The 14,097-nt window shown below is 65.4% G+C and carries 14 protein-coding genes; 8 read left to right on the forward strand and 6 right to left on the reverse strand.

The window, feature by feature from the left end; translation table 11 throughout:
* Positions 1-37: 37 nt before the first annotated feature.
* Both IF809_RS04205 and IF809_RS04210 read left to right on the forward strand, forming a co-directional pair.
* The gene (locus IF809_RS04205) at positions 38-1,375 is read left to right on the forward strand and encodes a Rieske 2Fe-2S domain-containing protein (protein ID WP_128969005.1); all 1,338 of its coding nucleotides are present in this window, start codon (positions 38-40) and stop codon (positions 1,373-1,375) included.
* Between the two features lie 3 nt (positions 1,376-1,378).
* Positions 1,379-2,185, forward strand: coding sequence for an N-acetylmuramoyl-L-alanine amidase (locus IF809_RS04210; RefSeq protein ID WP_462836908.1), 807 nt, complete (start codon positions 1,379-1,381; stop codon positions 2,183-2,185).
* A gap of 30 nt (positions 2,186-2,215) precedes the next feature.
* Here the strand turns inward: IF809_RS04210 and IF809_RS04215 are convergent, their stop codons facing one another.
* The 3 genes from IF809_RS04215 to IF809_RS04225 form a co-directional block, all read right to left on the reverse strand.
* Positions 2,216-3,826: a Na+/H+ antiporter gene (locus IF809_RS04215; RefSeq protein ID WP_462836909.1), complete on the reverse strand. Its 1,611-nt coding sequence runs from the start codon at positions 3,824-3,826 to the stop codon at positions 2,216-2,218.
* Between the two features lie 46 nt (positions 3,827-3,872).
* Positions 3,873-4,730, reverse strand: a complete 858-nt coding sequence (gene bla, locus IF809_RS04220) for a class A beta-lactamase (RefSeq protein WP_462837009.1) — start codon at positions 4,728-4,730, stop codon at positions 3,873-3,875.
* Between the two features lie 217 nt (positions 4,731-4,947).
* The gene (locus IF809_RS04225) at positions 4,948-5,322 is read right to left on the reverse strand and encodes a nuclear transport factor 2 family protein (protein ID WP_128969001.1); all 375 of its coding nucleotides are present in this window, start codon (positions 5,320-5,322) and stop codon (positions 4,948-4,950) included.
* A 95-nt stretch (positions 5,323-5,417) separates the two neighbouring features.
* Between IF809_RS04225 and IF809_RS04230 the strand changes: the two genes are divergently transcribed.
* Both IF809_RS04230 and IF809_RS04235 read left to right on the forward strand, forming a co-directional pair.
* Complete coding sequence (locus tag IF809_RS04230; RefSeq protein ID WP_462837010.1) at positions 5,418-5,846, forward strand: GFA family protein; 429 nt, start codon at positions 5,418-5,420, stop codon at positions 5,844-5,846.
* A 162-nt stretch (positions 5,847-6,008) separates the two neighbouring features.
* Positions 6,009-7,841 carry a caspase family protein gene (locus IF809_RS04235; protein WP_462836910.1) on the forward strand — a complete coding sequence of 611 codons (1,833 nt, stop codon included), beginning with the start codon at positions 6,009-6,011 and terminating at the stop codon, positions 7,839-7,841.
* Positions 7,842-7,888: 47 nt separating this feature from the next.
* Here the strand turns inward: IF809_RS04235 and IF809_RS04240 are convergent, their stop codons facing one another.
* Positions 7,889-8,566, reverse strand: a complete 678-nt coding sequence (locus IF809_RS04240) for a DUF1345 domain-containing protein (RefSeq protein ID WP_462836911.1) — start codon at positions 8,564-8,566, stop codon at positions 7,889-7,891.
* A gap of 177 nt (positions 8,567-8,743) precedes the next feature.
* On the reverse strand, positions 8,744-9,667 hold the full coding sequence (locus IF809_RS04245) for a polyprenyl synthetase family protein (protein WP_128968998.1): 924 nt from the start codon (positions 9,665-9,667) through the stop codon (positions 8,744-8,746).
* Positions 9,668-9,827: 160 nt separating this feature from the next.
* On the opposite strand from IF809_RS04245, the gene mtgA reads away from it, so the two are divergent.
* From mtgA to IF809_RS04260, 3 genes are all read left to right on the forward strand, one after another.
* Positions 9,828-10,502, forward strand: a complete 675-nt coding sequence (mtgA, locus tag IF809_RS04250; protein ID WP_128968997.1) for a monofunctional biosynthetic peptidoglycan transglycosylase — start codon at positions 9,828-9,830, stop codon at positions 10,500-10,502.
* A gap of 170 nt (positions 10,503-10,672) precedes the next feature.
* Complete coding sequence (rpmF, locus tag IF809_RS04255; protein WP_007598106.1) at positions 10,673-10,855, forward strand: 50S ribosomal protein L32; 183 nt, start codon at positions 10,673-10,675, stop codon at positions 10,853-10,855.
* A 143-nt stretch (positions 10,856-10,998) separates the two neighbouring features.
* Positions 10,999-11,634 carry a hypothetical protein gene (locus tag IF809_RS04260; protein ID WP_462836912.1) on the forward strand — a complete coding sequence of 212 codons (636 nt, stop codon included), beginning with the start codon at positions 10,999-11,001 and terminating at the stop codon, positions 11,632-11,634.
* A 193-nt stretch (positions 11,635-11,827) separates the two neighbouring features.
* On the opposite strand, the gene IF809_RS04265 is transcribed toward IF809_RS04260, so the two are convergent.
* Positions 11,828-12,088 carry a hypothetical protein gene (locus tag IF809_RS04265; protein WP_462837011.1) on the reverse strand — a complete coding sequence of 87 codons (261 nt, stop codon included), beginning with the start codon at positions 12,086-12,088 and terminating at the stop codon, positions 11,828-11,830.
* A gap of 220 nt (positions 12,089-12,308) precedes the next feature.
* Between IF809_RS04265 and IF809_RS04270 the strand changes: the two genes are divergently transcribed.
* Positions 12,309-14,003, forward strand: coding sequence for a putative bifunctional diguanylate cyclase/phosphodiesterase (locus IF809_RS04270; protein ID WP_462836913.1), 1,695 nt, complete (start codon positions 12,309-12,311; stop codon positions 14,001-14,003).
* The last annotated feature ends 94 nt before the right edge of the window (positions 14,004-14,097 follow it).

The following is a 14,097-nucleotide window of genomic DNA, read 5'->3' on the forward strand; positions in this document are numbered from 1 at the left end:
CTTACCAAAAACACAACGAGGCCCCGGAGGACCGTCCATGCTCCGCGCCGAGGACAACACGTTTCTGACCGAGTCCGGCCCCGGAACGGGCATGGGCGAGCTGTTGCGCCGCTTCTGGATTCCCGTCCTGCTGTCCGAAGAGCTCCCCGAGCCTGACGGCGAGCCGAAGAAGATCACCGTGCTCGGCGAGGAGCTGCTCGCCTTCCGCGACAGCAGAGGCGTGGTCGGCGTCATCGACCAATACTGCCCGCATCGCGGCGCCAATCTCTGGCTCGGACGAAACGAGGAATGCGGCATCCGCTGCGTCTATCACGGCTGGAAGTTCGACACCGACGGCGCTTGCGTCGACATGCCGACCTCCTATCCCGATCTCAACGCCAAGGATCTCATCCGCATCAAATCCTATCCGGTGCGCGAATGGGGCGAGATGATCTGGGCCTATATGGGTCCGGCGGACGCGATGCCCGAGCTGCCCGATCTCGAAATGGCATTGCTGCCGGCCTCGCACCGCTACGTCAGCAAGAAATGGCAGGACTGCAATTGGGTGCAGGCGCTGGAAGGCTCCATCGACACCGCGCATTTCACCTTCGCCCATCTCTCCTTCGACAAGGAGGAGAACGAGATCCTCGATATCAAGAAGCATTTCGTGAATCCGATCGCGCGCATGAACAACGACCACATGCGCTGGATCGCCGAGGATCCCCGCCCCGTGATCAAGGTCAGTCCGCACGAGGCGGGACTGACCATTGCCGGCGGCCGGCTCACCGGCGGAGACAACATCTACTGGCGCATCGCCCAGTTCCTGATGCCGTTCCACGCCTATGCGCCGAGCGCGATGCCGGGCGAGAACATCTTCGGCCAGACCTTCGTGCCCGTCACCGACACCACCTGCTGGATCTATACTTACGCCTGGAATCCGGAGCGTCCGCTGACGCAAGCAGAGCGCGAGGCCTATGACCGCGGCAACGGCGTCATCGCGGAAGTCGACGATCACTACGTGCCGCTGCGTCACAAGGGCAACGACTATTTGATCGATCGCAAGCTGCAGAAGACCAGGAGCTACACCGGCATCAAGGGCGTTTCCGAGCAGGATGCCGCCGTGCAGGACAGCCAGGGCCCGATCGCCGATCGCACCCGTGAGCATCTCGGCCCGACCGATCTCGGCATCATGCATTTCCGCAAAACCGTGATGGAGCTGGCGCGGGGGTTGCAACAGGGCGAGCCGCCGCCGCAGGCCGCGCATCAGGATCGCTACGCGGTGCGCTCCGGTGCCTGCGTCACCAGCAAGACCAAGGACCTGCCCGCAGTGATGCTGGAGCGCTTCGGCGACGTCGCGGGTTTCGTCGGCCGTCCCAGAATCGCGGCCGCGGAGTAGCGCGTGTCACCGGCGCGGGGCATCGTCGCGGCGATTGTGCTGGGCCTCGTCGCGCTCCCGTTCGCCGCGGTGGGGCGTGCCGCACCGGCGCGGCAGGGGATGAAGGCAAGGGCGAAGCCGGCCGCTCCGACCGCCTGCGATCCCCGCAATTTCAAGATCGTCCTCGATGTCGGACACACCTCGGAATCGCAAGGCGCGACCAGCGCCCGCAACGACGTCGAATTCGGCTTCAACCTGAATTTGACGCGGCGGATCGGAACGCACTTGAAATCGGCGGGCTTTGCCGCGACCCGTGTGCTCGTGACCGACGGCAAGGCGAAAGCGAGCCTGCTCACGCGTGTCGGGACCGCCAACGCCGCGCATGCCGATCTTGTCCTGTCGATCCACCATGATTCCGTGCCGGACAAGATGCTCGAGGAGTGGGAGTTCGATGGCGCCAGGAGCTGGTTCAGCGACCGCTTCAGCGGCCATTCGCTGTTCGTGTCGGAGCGCAATCCGCATTTCACCGACAGTCTGTCTTTTGCCCGCCTGCTGGGCAAGGAGCTGAAGGCAGACGGGCTGCACTATGCGAGCCAATACACGCTGCCGCTGATGGGGCGTTACCGGCATCCGCTACTCGACAAGGACGTCGGCGTCTACCGCTACGACGGGCTCGTCGTGCTGTCACAGACCCGCAGCGCCGCGGTCCTGCTCGAAGCCGGCTCCATCATCAACCGCGACGAGGAGATGGCCATGAACTCGCCGGAGCGGCAGGAACTGATCGCGTCGGCCGTGACGACCGCGATGCGGGCCTATTGCGAGAAGCGCTAGTTTACACGGCTGCTTCAATGACGAAAAAAGCTACAGCGGCGCCCGCTGATATTCCCGGTTCGCCAGGCTCGCCTCCTCCAGATCGAGGTCGCGCTCGATTCTTCGCCGCGTCTCGTCGGTGATCTGCCCGTCGCGCAGGAGGTCGTGGATGAATTTGCGCTCCGCGACGATCAGCTCGCGGGTCAGCGCGGTGCCGGCGGCGGAGACGTCGTGGTGGGCAGGATCGAGCGAGTCGGGCAGCTGATTGACGCGGATCTCGTGCCGGGCGCGCAGGAGCCGCATCACCTCGTCGGAGACGTCCTTCTCCGCGCTCAGCGCATCCAGCGATTTCAGCGCGGCATCGAGCGCCTGGCGCCGTGCCGCGATCTCGGCCGCGTGCTCGGCGACATGCTCGCTGTGGCCAGCTTCCGCGATGCCGAGCCAGCGCACCACCGGCGGCAGCGTCAGGCCGACGCCGATCAACGTGATGAAGATGACGCCGAAGGCGACGAAAAGGATCAGGTCGCGATACGGGAATGCCGCGCCATCAGGCAGCGTGAACGGCAGCGCCAGCGCGGCCGCCAGCGATACTGCGCCGCGCACGCCGGTGAAGGCGAGCGCAAACGGCCATTGCCAGGGCGGCGACGGATCGCGCCTGCGCAGCGATTTGCTGAGCATCCGCGGCAGATAGGTCGCGGGGTAGAGCCAGGCGAAGCGCGCCAGAACGATGATGACCATGACCACGGCGGTCGCGATCATGATGTCGTCGAGCGGAAACGCCTTCGACTTCTCGTAGAGCGCGCGCATCTGGAAGCCGGTGAGCAGGAACAGCAAGCCCTCGATCAGATAGATGATGAGATCCCAGAAGAAGATGCCTTGCAGGCGCGTCGACGCCGAGATCAGCAGCGGCCCGTTCCAGCTGACATAAAGGCCGCAGGCGACGGTGGCGATCACGCCGGAGCCGCCGACATGCTCGGGCAGCCAGTAGGAGACGTAGGGCGTGATCAGCGACAGCGTCAGCTCGACCTGCGGATCCCCGGACCATTTGCGGAAACGCAGCGAGAGCCAGCCGACACCGATGCCGAAGGCGATCTCGCCGGCCACGATGAGAGAAAATTCGCCTGTTGCCAAGGGCAGGGAGAAGTGGCCGACCATGATCGCGGCGAGCGCGAAGCGGTAGAGGATCAGCGCGGTGGCATCGTTGGCGAGCCCTTCGCCTTCGAGGATGACCACGAGCCGCCGCGGCATGTTCAGCCGCCGCGCGATCGCGAGCGGCGCCACCACGTCGGGCGGCGCGACGATGGCGCCCAGCAGGAAGCCGATGCTCCAGGGCAGGCCGATCACGTAATGGGTGGCCGTCGCCACCATCGCCGCGGTGAAGATCACCGCGCCGACCGCGAGCAGCACGATCGGGCGCAAATTGTTCCTGAACTCGCGCCAGCTCATGGCGACGCTCGCCGAGTAGATCAGCGGCGGCAGCACCATCAGCAGCACCAGTTCCGGCGGCAGTTCCACCGGCGGCATGCCGGGCACGAAGGCGAGGCCGACCCCCGAAAGCATCAGCAAAATGGCCGGCGCCATGTTGAAGCGGCGGGCGACCAGTGCTGTGCCTGCCAGCACCGCGAGCAGGATGAGGAAGGTCTGGAATTTCGCTGCGATCATCACCTGTCTTGGCCCGGAAGCGGCCGGCAGGTCAATGCAGCGCGGCTTACGCCAGTCGTTCGGCCACCATGCGTCCGATGCGCGCGAACACTGCTTCGAGCTGCGCCGGGCTTGGCGTGCCGCCCTGCGTGTAGACCGCAATCAGGATCGGCGTATCGGGCTTTGGCCAGGCGACTGCGATATCGCCCGACGCGTCCTTGCCGTTGTTGCCGGTCTTGTCGCCGATCTTCCAACTGGCCGGCAGGCCACCGCGCAGCCGGTTCGCGCCGGTCTTGCAGTCGACCATCCATGCGATGAGCTGGGCCCTTGAGGCCGGCGACAGCACCTCGCCGATCACCAGCCGCTTCAGATTGCCCGCCATCGCCGCCGGCGTGGTGGTGTCATGGGGATTGCCTGGCGGCGAGCGATTGAGCTCGGGCTCGTTGTGGTCGAGCCGCGTGGTCGTGTCGCCGATCGAGCGCCAGAACTTGGTGAGCGCGGCCGGACCGCCGACCCGGGCGAGCAGCAAATTGGCGCAGGTGTTGTCGCTGAGTTCGACGATCGCCTTGCACATGTCGGCGACCGACATCGCACCGGTCGCAAGGTTCTGTTTCGCGACGGGCGCGTATTCGAGCAGGTCGCCCTTGTCGTAGGAAATCATCGCCGCCAGCTTGTCCTCACCGCGATCGACCCGCGCCAGTACGCAGGCCGCCAGCGAAGCCTTGAATGTCGAGCACATCACGAAGCGCTCGTCAGCCCGCCAGGCCAGTTTCTTGGCGGTCGTCAGATTCTCCGCATAGACCCCGATCTTTCCGCCGCTCTCGCGCTCGTAGGAGTCGAGTTCAGGCGGCGTGTCCGCGGCGAGCGCGGGAGCAGTGGCCATAAAGCAGAGCGAAGCGAGCAGGGAACGGCGATCGAGCAGCATGGGGACTTTCAGGGGACGTGGGGAGGGCATGTACTATCCGCCCCGTCATTGCGAGCGCAGCGAAGCAATCCAGAATCCCTCAACGAAGACAGTCTGGATTGCTTCGTCGCAAGAGCTCCTCGCAATGACGCGTGGCGAGAGTTGGGCTCGCAATCACGGAGAATGGGGGACGAGCACGCCAGATTTTGGGCCGTGAAAGGTCGACTGAGAGACGTCCTCACTCCTTCAGGTCATACCTGTACGATTTCGACACGATCTGCCAACCGTCGGCGAGCTTCATCGCCACGAGGTAATCCGTGAAGAACCGCGGCGGCAGCTGGCATTTGACCTTGATGAAGGCGGTCTTGTCGTCGGAGCGGTCGATGGTGACGATGAAATCCTCGCGCGGCTTGCCTTCCGCCTTGGCGGAGGGGCGCTTGCGCACCCAGGCGAGCCAGTCCGGCACGGTCAGGATCTTCAGCTCGCCCTTTTCCACCCAGCGCAGATCGGCTGTGGGGTGGAAGACGGCGCCGAGCTTGTCCGCGTCGCCCTCGTAAAGTCCGTCGAAATAGGTTTGCACGACGGCTTCGACGCTCGACCGATTTGAGCTCATGGGTCATCCCTTTGCATGATGGCGCACCGCAAACTTAGTCGTACAGGTCGAATTGCGCTATGGCTGTGTTCTGCCATTTGCACGAAGGTGCCATCATGACGGGTTCACGACATCAGGCCGCGCGCATCCTTGCCGGCGAATGCTGCTGCCGCGCGATCCGCTACGAGGTGGCCGACGCATTTTCCTACGCGCTGAACTGCCACTGCTCGAACTGTCGCCGCACCACCGGTTCCGCCTTCAAGCCGTTCGCCGGGATCGAGCACAGCCAGCTCCGCCTGGTCAGGGGCGAGGACCAGCGGACCATTTACGGGGACGACACTACCCATGATGCGCACTGCGGCCGCTGCGGCTCGCTGCTGTATTCCCGCGTCCGTGAAGGAAAATGGGTCCATGTCGCCATGGGAACCCTGGTCGATGCCCCCTCGATCCGCCCGTCCGCTCATATCTTCGTCGGCTCCAAGGCGCCATGGCATGAGATCACGGACGATCTGCCTCAGTATCGGGGGCATGTGGGGGATGCCTAGGGAACCTGTCCTCGCGCGTTGGGCGGCGAACCGCCAACGCACTGGCGCGACTAACGAAAGGGGGCCCGCCGGCTTCGTGATCTCCATCACAAGCGCAAGCGGCGGATCTTGCTAAGGCTGGCCTTGAGGGTGTGAACTGCCCCGAACGTTGGAAGTCGTGTCATGCGCAATTTGTTCAGGCTTTTTCCGTTGCTCCTTGGTCTCGCGCTGATATCGGGCGCCGCGCCGGCCTTCGCCGGAAAACGCGTCGCGCTGGTGCTGGCGAACTCGGCCTACCAGCACGCGCCTTCGCTCGCCAATCCCGTCAACGACGGTGCGGTGATGGCGAAGACGTTGAAGGATGCCGGCTTCGACGTCGTCGAATCCCGCCACGACCTGACTGCGCTCGATACGCGACGCGTGCTGCGCGATTTCGCCGATGCAACCCGCGATGCCGACATAGCCGTGGTCTATTATGCCGGCCACGGCATCGAGGTCGAAGGCTCCAACTACCTGATCCCGGTCGATGCCAAGCTCGAGCGCGACACCGACGTCTATGACGAGGCGCTCTCGCTCGATCGCGTTCTGGTCGCGGTCGAGCCGGCGAAGCAGCTTCGCCTGGTGATCCTCGACGCCTGCCGCGACAATCCGTTCGGCAGGACCATGAAGCGCACGCTCGCCTCGCGCGGCATCGGCCGCGGTCTGGCTCAGGTCGAGCCGACCAGCACCAACACGCTGATCGCTTATTCGGCCAAGGCAGGCTTCACGGCGCAGGATGGCGACGGCGCCAACAGCCCCTTCACCCTCGCGTTGTCGAAGCATCTGACGACGCCCGGCCTCGATGTCCGCCGCGCCTTCGGCTTCGTGCGCGACGACGTGCTGAAGTCGACCGGCAACAAGCAGGAGCCGTTCGTCTACGGCTCGCTCGGCGGCGAAGACGTGCCGCTGGTGCCGGTCAGGGCCGCACCCGCGGCCGCAGCGGCCGCCGCACCCGCGAGCAATCCGCAAGCCGACATGCGGCGCGATTACGAGCTCGCGCTCCAGGTCGGCAACAAGCCGGCGTGGGAAGCCTTCCTGGCCCAGCATCCTGACGGTTTCTATGCCAACCTTGCCAAGCTCCAGCTCGACAAGATCCAGGCCGAGCAGGTTCATGCCGCCGCGATCGAGAAGGCGAAACAGGCCGAGGCCGAGCGCGACCGTCTCGCCGCGCTCGGCGCGCAGCGGGATGCGCAGGCCAAGGCCGCGGCCGATGCCAAGGCGGCCGAGCAGGCCCAGCTTGCCGCGCAGAAGGCCAAGGAGCAGGCGCAGCAGCAGGCCGCCGCCGCCGAGCAGCAGCGTGTCAATCTCGCCGCAGCAGCGCCGAGCGCTGTGCCGGCCAGCACTGCGAATCCCGCCGGCACCAATGTCGCCGCGCTGACCCCGGCTACCACGCCGGCCGATCTCAACCGCTCGGTGCAGACCGAGCTCGGCCGCGTCGGCTGCTTCTCGGGCCAGCCTGACGGCAATTGGAATACGTCCTCACAGCGGTCGCTGTCGCAGTTCAACCGCTATGCCGGCACCAAGCTCGACGTGAAGATGGCGAGCACGGATGCGCTCGACGTGGTCAAGTCCAAACAGTCACGCGTCTGTCCGCTGGTCTGCGATCACGGCTTCAAGGCCGATGGCGACAAATGCACCAGGATCGTCTGCGGCGACGGCTATGTGCTGAACAGCGACAACGAGTGTGAAAAGCAGCGTGCCGCCAAACCGGCGAAAGCGGCCAAGCCCGCGACCGCCAGGCGCGACGACGGCGAGGACCGTCCCGCACGGCAGCGTCGCGGTGAGGCGGCCTCTGGAGGTATTGGTGCCGCTGCCGGCATCGCCGCTGCTGCTGGCGCCGGCCGCGCCTCGGGTGGCGGCGGCCAGATGTACTGCAGCAACAGCACCGGCTGCCGCCCGGTCAACCGCGGCTGCCATCTCGAATACCGCGGCGGCGGCGGCCCCGGCAACGATGCCAACGTCGAGGTGTGTCACTAGGACTTAATGTCGTCCTGGCTTTCGCCAGGACGACACCGGAGAGGGACTTAAGTGGCGATCGCGCTCGCCGCGATGTTCACCGTCAGTGCCAGCAGGGCCGTGTTGTAGATGAAGGACACGATGCCGTGCGCGGTGGCCGTGCGGCGGATCGTCTTGTCGGTGATGCCGACGTCGGAGACCTGCGCGGTCATGCCGATCACGAACGAGAAATAGACGAAGTCCCAATAGTCGGCGTGATCTTCCTTGTCGCCGCTCGGGAACTGCAGGCCGCCGAGCGGCGGGCGGTAATAGTCATGGGCGTAATGCAGCGCGAAGGTCGTGTGCACGGCCGCCCAGGACAGCGCGATGGTGGTGATGGCGATGGTCAGCTCCGCGGTGCCGCGGTGGGTGCCGAGCTCCGAGACGATGGCCGCGATGCTCGCAAACGCGCCGGTCGCCGTCACCAGCAGGATCACGAAGCGGCCGTCGTCCTGCATCGCGGCGCCACGGCGGATGTGCTGGTGATCGTTGCAGAGCATCATCGTGTAGACCAGCACGAGGTAGACTGCGATCAGCGCATCCCAGCCGAACAACAGTCGCGTCACCAGCCGGTGCGAGCCGGGAACGAACAGGCAGACGAGGATGCCGACGGCGAGCGAGATGAAGGTCCGCGGTCGCGAATAGATCAGCCGCATCGGCCGCGACATCTGGCGGAAGCGGACGAGGACGGGATCTTCTTTTTCCATTCGGATCGTCCGGTGAGGCCTGAGCGGCATCGCAGGTGAGCTCCCTCCCCCGCTTGCGGGGGAGGGTAGGGGAGAGGGTGTCTCCGCGGTGGGACACTCCCTCAGAGGAGAGAACCCTCGCCCGCGCCTTCGGCGCGACCTCTCCCGCAAGCGGGAGAGGTGGGGAGCCCGTAGCTGTCAGTTCTTCCGCTCAGCTACAAACCGCGCTGCGGCCTGCAGCACGGCGGCGCGTTCGCCGAAGATCGACACCGCGCTGTCGGCGCGCGCCAGTAGATCGCGCACGCGCTGCTTGGCGCCTTCGATGCCGAGCTGGGTGACGAAGGTGGTCTTGCCGAGCACGGCATCGGCGCCGGCCGGCTTGCCGAGCGCGGCCGCATCGCCTTCGACGTCGAGCAGGTCGTCGGCGATCTGGAAAGCTTCGCCGAGCGCGCGGCCGTAATCGTCGAGCGCCTGATACTCCGCACTCGAAGCCTGGCCGAGCAGCGCGCCGGCAATGCAGCCGTAGCGCAGCAGGGCGCCGGTCTTCATCTGCTGAATGCGCGCGACATCGATAGGCTCGTTGCCGCCAAAGCGGCCTTCGCCGGCGAGATCCAGGATCTGGCCGCCGACCATGCCACCGATGCCGGCACAGCGCGCCAGCGCGCGCGTCAGCAAGAGCCGCACATTGGCGTCGCGATGGACCTCGTCGCGGGTGATGATGTCGAAGGCGAGAGTCAGCAGGCCGTCACCGGCGAGGATCGCGGTGGCGTCGTCGGTCTGCTTGTGCAGGGTGGGGCGGCCGCGGCGCAGGTCCGAATTGTCCATCGCAGGCAGATCGTCATGAATCAACGAATAGCAGTGGATGCATTCGAGCGCGGCGCCCACGAGCAGCGCGGCGTCACGCGGAACACCGAACACGGCGGCGCTCTCGACCACCAGGAACGGCCGCAGACGCTTGCCGCCGTTCAGGCTCGAGTAGCGCATTGCGTCCATCAGTCGCTTGGGGCGGGCGATCTCATCGTGCAGGATGTCGTCCGACAACAAGCGCCCGAGCAAGGCCTCGGTGTCATCAGCGGTCTTGTCCAGACGCTTGGCGAAATCGGACGGTGACGTGCCGGTCATCAAGAAAGGCTCCAGAACTAAAATTCGGCGGGACAATCCTTTATGCGCCCGTTCCAGTCAATCGTTTGGAACGCCCAAAAAGTGCTGGAAAAGGCCCGAATTATCACAGACTTAATGGCGGGGGCCGCGGCCACGTACATTTCGCGCCGGAAAGGTCGATTTGCGCATCGTTAAAGTCCTGCTTGCAGCGCTCGCGCTTGTGGTTCTCGCGCCCTATGTGGTCGCGCCGTTCTACCGGACCGGTCATCCGGTTTCGACGCTGATGGCGTGGCGCTCGCTGACGGGCGCGCCGATGCACCGGGAATGGATCGATCTGGCTGATATGTCGCCTTATCTTCCGCGCTCGGTGGTGGCGGCCGAGGACGCCCATTTCTGCAAGCATCACGGTATCGACTGGGGCGCGCTGCGCGAGGCCATCGACGATGCCCGGGAGGACGGCACCGCCTTCCGCGGCGCCTCCACCATCACCCAGCAGGTGGCGAAGAACCTGTTCCTCTGGCAGGGGCGGGATTTCATCCGCAAGGCGCTGGAGTTTCCGCTGGCGCTGTGGATCGATTTTGTCCTGCCCAAGCAGCGGATCCTGGAAATTTACCTCAACATCGCCGAGCTCGGTCCGCAGGGCCAATTTGGGGCGGAGGCGGGGAGCGCCTATGCTTTCGGCAAGTCGGCAGAGGACCTCTCGCCCCGGGAATCGGCCCTGCTGGCCTCCATCCTGCCGAATCCGGTCAAACGCAGCGCCAGGACCCCGGGCCCGGGTGTCCGGCGGCTGGCCGGGACCTATGTGGCGAGGGGGCAGGCCGCCTCGCTTTTGACCTGCTGGCGGGAAAATCGCTGATTTCGAGCCCTTTTCGGGCGCTTTTTCCGTGCCAGAACCCTAGCTTTAGGGCCAGCCTTCCTCTATAAGCCCGGCCTTGATCGGCATTCAGCTCGCCCCGTATTGCGGGTGCTGAGCCGTCCTCCCGCGGACGATGCCCGGATGAACACCAATCCCTAGAGGATACTGAAATGGCCGTTCCGAGAAGAAAAACCTCGCCGTCGCGCCGTGGCATGCGCCGCTCGGCAGACGCCATCAAGAAGCCGACTTATGTGGAAGACAAGGACTCCGGTGAGCTCCGTCGTCCGCATCATCTCGACCTGAAGACCGGCATGTACAAGGGCCGCCAGGTCCTGAAGAAGAAAGAGTCCTGAAGTCAGGACTTTTCCTTGGGCAGTTTGGTTGCACCTGCCTGATTTCGGCCAACCCGTGAGATATGACAATGGCGGCGGCGGAGCAAAAGCTTCGCCGCCGCATTGTCCTGCCCGAACATCTTGATCAAGAAGGCGCTTTGCCGATGGTCGGTTTCCCGCTGCTTCTGATTCCGCTCGCGGTGTACAACATCATCGCCTTCCTGATGCCCACCGTGTCCTTCACGGACGTGCTGTTCAGGGTGCCGATGATCACGGGCGAGACCTGGCCGGTCACGCTAGCCGATCTTCTGCTCGCGCTCGGCGTGCTGTTGCTGCTGCTCGAAGTGGTCAAGGGCGCGCGGCCCGGTGCGAAATTCCTGATGGATCATCTGCTGTCGCTGATCATCTTCGGCGCGGCCGCGGCCGAATTCGTGATGTGGCCCAAATTCGGCAACTCCACCTACTTCCTGTTGGTGCTGCTCGCGATGGCCGATTTTCTCGGCGGCATCGCCCAACGCGCACGCCGCCGCATCACCTATGTTGCGGCCGAGGCCGTGGTGTCGCCACGCAAGGCGAAGCGGCAGGCCGAGCCGCCGACGCCAGTGACCACGTTCGAGCCGAAATATCCCGAACCCGCACCGCAGCCTGAGCCGCCGCCGCCCTCGGCGCAATCGGTTGCCGAATCCGTGCTGATGGATCATCCCGCGCCGAAGCCGGGTGTCGCGCCATCGCCGGAAATTCCCTCGCCGCATTTGCAGCCGGGCAACGGCACGCCGCCCTCACCCGAAGAACCGCGCTGATTTTACGGCAGCGGCGGTGCGCTCCCTCGCCCCGTTCTTACGGGGAGAGGGTTGGGTTGAGGGGCCTCTCTCCACACGCGAGATGGTCGAGAAACCTGTACCCCCTCACCCGGATCGCAAGAGCGATCCGACGTCTCCCCGCGAGCGGGGGGAGGTTGAGGGCGCGGTCGGGCTTCAAAAAACTAGAGCTGCCTTACGCCACCTGCCGCGTCCTCGTAGCGACGCTGGGCAGTGGCCGCTTGCCGCTATAGGCCATGCGCGCGTCCTCGGACGAGCCACGGCGCAGTCGGCCTGCCTGCGGCAGGTGCTCGGCATTGGCGATCAGCTGGGTGACGAAGCTCGGATCGGGGCGCGTCATTGGCACCTTGCGGACCCACTGCAAGACTGGCGTGAGCGGGACCAGCGCGGTCCCCGCTTCCTGCGTCGTCTCTTCGATCTGATCCGCATTCACCATCACAACACCGCTGATCCGCTTGAACTGGCGCGTTTTGGGACGTCGGCGCCGGTGCATGAGATGGTCTCGCAAGGCCTATGCCGGCCGAGACTAACCCGTTCCTGAACGCCTTGGGAACGTGGTTTCCAAATTGTTTATGAACTTTGCCTAGGGTCGGAGGCGAATCTGGCCGTATCCTGTGCCAGCTCAGGACTCCCCGCTGTCCCGAAACGAGGCGCTTTTGACCCCAGCATTGCCGCAAGCCTCCGAAATCCTGGCTGCCCTCGGCCAAGCCGTGTTCGTCTGGGATCTCGTCAGCGACGCCATCGTCTGGGGCGAGCAGGCCGGCGCTATCTTCCCCGGCATTCCCGCAGAGCGGCTTGCGAGCGGTGCCGAGTTCGCCAAGCTGATCGAGCCTGCGCAGACCCTGCGGAGCGCGGCGCTGGCGCAGACCTCAGCCGTGCACGGCGCCGACGGCACGCCCTACCGGGTCGAATATGGTGTGCGCATGAGCGCCTCCGATCCCGTGGTCTGGATTGAAGAGACCGGCCGCTGGTTCGCCGGCCCCGACGGCCGCCCGGTGCGGGCAATCGGCTCGGTCCGCATCAACAACGAGCGGCATGCCCGCGATGAGGAGCTGACGAAGCTCGCGCGGCTCGATCCGCTGACCGGCGAGCTCAATCGGTCCCATCTGATCGCGGCGCTGGCCGAAGCGATCGAGGAGACGAGCCGCTTCCGCTCCACCGCGGCCTTCATGCTGGTCGGGATCGATCATCTCGCCCGCGTCAACGACGCCTTCGGTTTCGACGTTGCCGACGCCGTGATCCTCGACGTCGCCAGGCGCATTCGCGCGCGGCTGCGCGGCGGCGACGTGCTCGGCCGCTTCTCGGGCAACAAGTTCGGACTGATCCTGAAGAACTGCACCGTCGATGACATGAACGTCGCAGCCGAGCGCTTTCTCACCGGCATCCGCAACGAGGTGGTGCCGACCAAGTCCGGTCCGGTGTCCGTCACCGTCTCGATCGGCGCCGTCAGCCTGCCGCGCTATGCCCGCAATACCGACGAGGCGATCAACCGCGCCCATGAGACGCTGGATGCCGCCAAGCGCCGCCGCGCCGGCTCGTTCGCGGCGTGGCGACCGAACGCCGAGCGCGACGCCCAGCGCCGTGTCAACATCCGCGTCACCGACGAGATCGTCACGGCGCTCAACGAGCGTCGCATCAGGCTCGCTTATGAGCCCGTGGTGTCGGCTGCCACGCGCGAGGGGGCCTTCCACGAATGCCTGGTGCGGATGGACCAGGGCGATGGCCAGGTGTTGCTCGCGCCCGACATCGTGCCGGTCGCCGAGCGGCTCGGCCTCATCCGCCTCGTCGATCACCGTGTGCTCGAACTGGTGGTCGCCGAGCTCGCAGCCGCGCCGAACATCCGGCTCAGCCTCAACATCTCGCCTGACACCACGATGGACCCGGACTGGTGGGCCGGAATCGAATCGCTGATGCGCGCCCATCCCGGCGTCGCCGAACGGCTGATCGTGGAGATCACCGAGACCGTCGCGATCCAGGACATCGACGACGTCCGCGCCTTCGTCAGCCGTCTCAAGAATTTCGGCAGCCGCATTGCCATCGATGATTTCGGTGCCGGCTACACCTCGTTCCGCAATTTGCGCAAGCTCGGCGTGGACATCGTCAAGATCGATGGCGCCTTCGTGCAGAACATCACCCACTCCGCCGATGATCGCGCCTTTGTGCAGACCTTGATCGATCTCGCCCGCCGCCTCGACATCAAGACCGTCGCCGAATGGGTGCAGGACGAAGAGGCCGCCACCATGCTGCGCGACTGGGGCTGCGATTACATCCAGGGCCGCCTGATCGGGCTGGCGTCAGCCGACCGCCCGTGGTGCCCGCCGCCGGATAGCGCACTGCCGGCCGCAAGCTGAGATACGGGCAGGATGGGCAAAGCGAAGGGGGCCCACGAAAATTCTCCTTTGAAATCAACGCCCCTTCTACTGTGCATGGGGTTGTTTTCGCGGC

The sequence above is a fragment of the Bradyrhizobium sp. UFLA06-24 genome, from assembly GCF_054967145.1.

Coding starts and splice junctions, on each gene's coding strand:
- IF809_RS04260 (WP_462836912.1), top strand. CDS start 10,999: ATGGTCGGTTTCCCGCTGCTTCTGATTCCGCTCGCGGTGTACAACATC.
- IF809_RS04225 (WP_128969001.1), bottom strand. CDS start 5,322: ATGAGCTCAAATCGGTCGAGCGTCGAAGCCGTCGTGCAAACCTATTTC.
- IF809_RS04265 (WP_462837011.1), bottom strand. CDS start 12,088: ATGGTGAATGCGGATCAGATCGAAGAGACGACGCAGGAAGCGGGGACC.
- IF809_RS04205 (WP_128969005.1), top strand. CDS start 38: ATGCTCCGCGCCGAGGACAACACGTTTCTGACCGAGTCCGGCCCCGGA.
- IF809_RS04235 (WP_462836910.1), top strand. CDS start 6,009: ATGCGCAATTTGTTCAGGCTTTTTCCGTTGCTCCTTGGTCTCGCGCTG.
- rpmF (WP_007598106.1), top strand. CDS start 10,673: ATGGCCGTTCCGAGAAGAAAAACCTCGCCGTCGCGCCGTGGCATGCGC.
- IF809_RS04240 (WP_462836911.1), bottom strand. CDS start 8,566: ATGGAAAAAGAAGATCCCGTCCTCGTCCGCTTCCGCCAGATGTCGCGG.
- IF809_RS04245 (WP_128968998.1), bottom strand. CDS start 9,667: ATGACCGGCACGTCACCGTCCGATTTCGCCAAGCGTCTGGACAAGACC.
- bla (WP_462837009.1), bottom strand. CDS start 4,730: ATGCTGCTCGATCGCCGTTCCCTGCTCGCTTCGCTCTGCTTTATGGCC.
- IF809_RS04230 (WP_462837010.1), top strand. CDS start 5,418: ATGACGGGTTCACGACATCAGGCCGCGCGCATCCTTGCCGGCGAATGC.
- IF809_RS04215 (WP_462836909.1), bottom strand. CDS start 3,826: ATGATCGCAGCGAAATTCCAGACCTTCCTCATCCTGCTCGCGGTGCTG.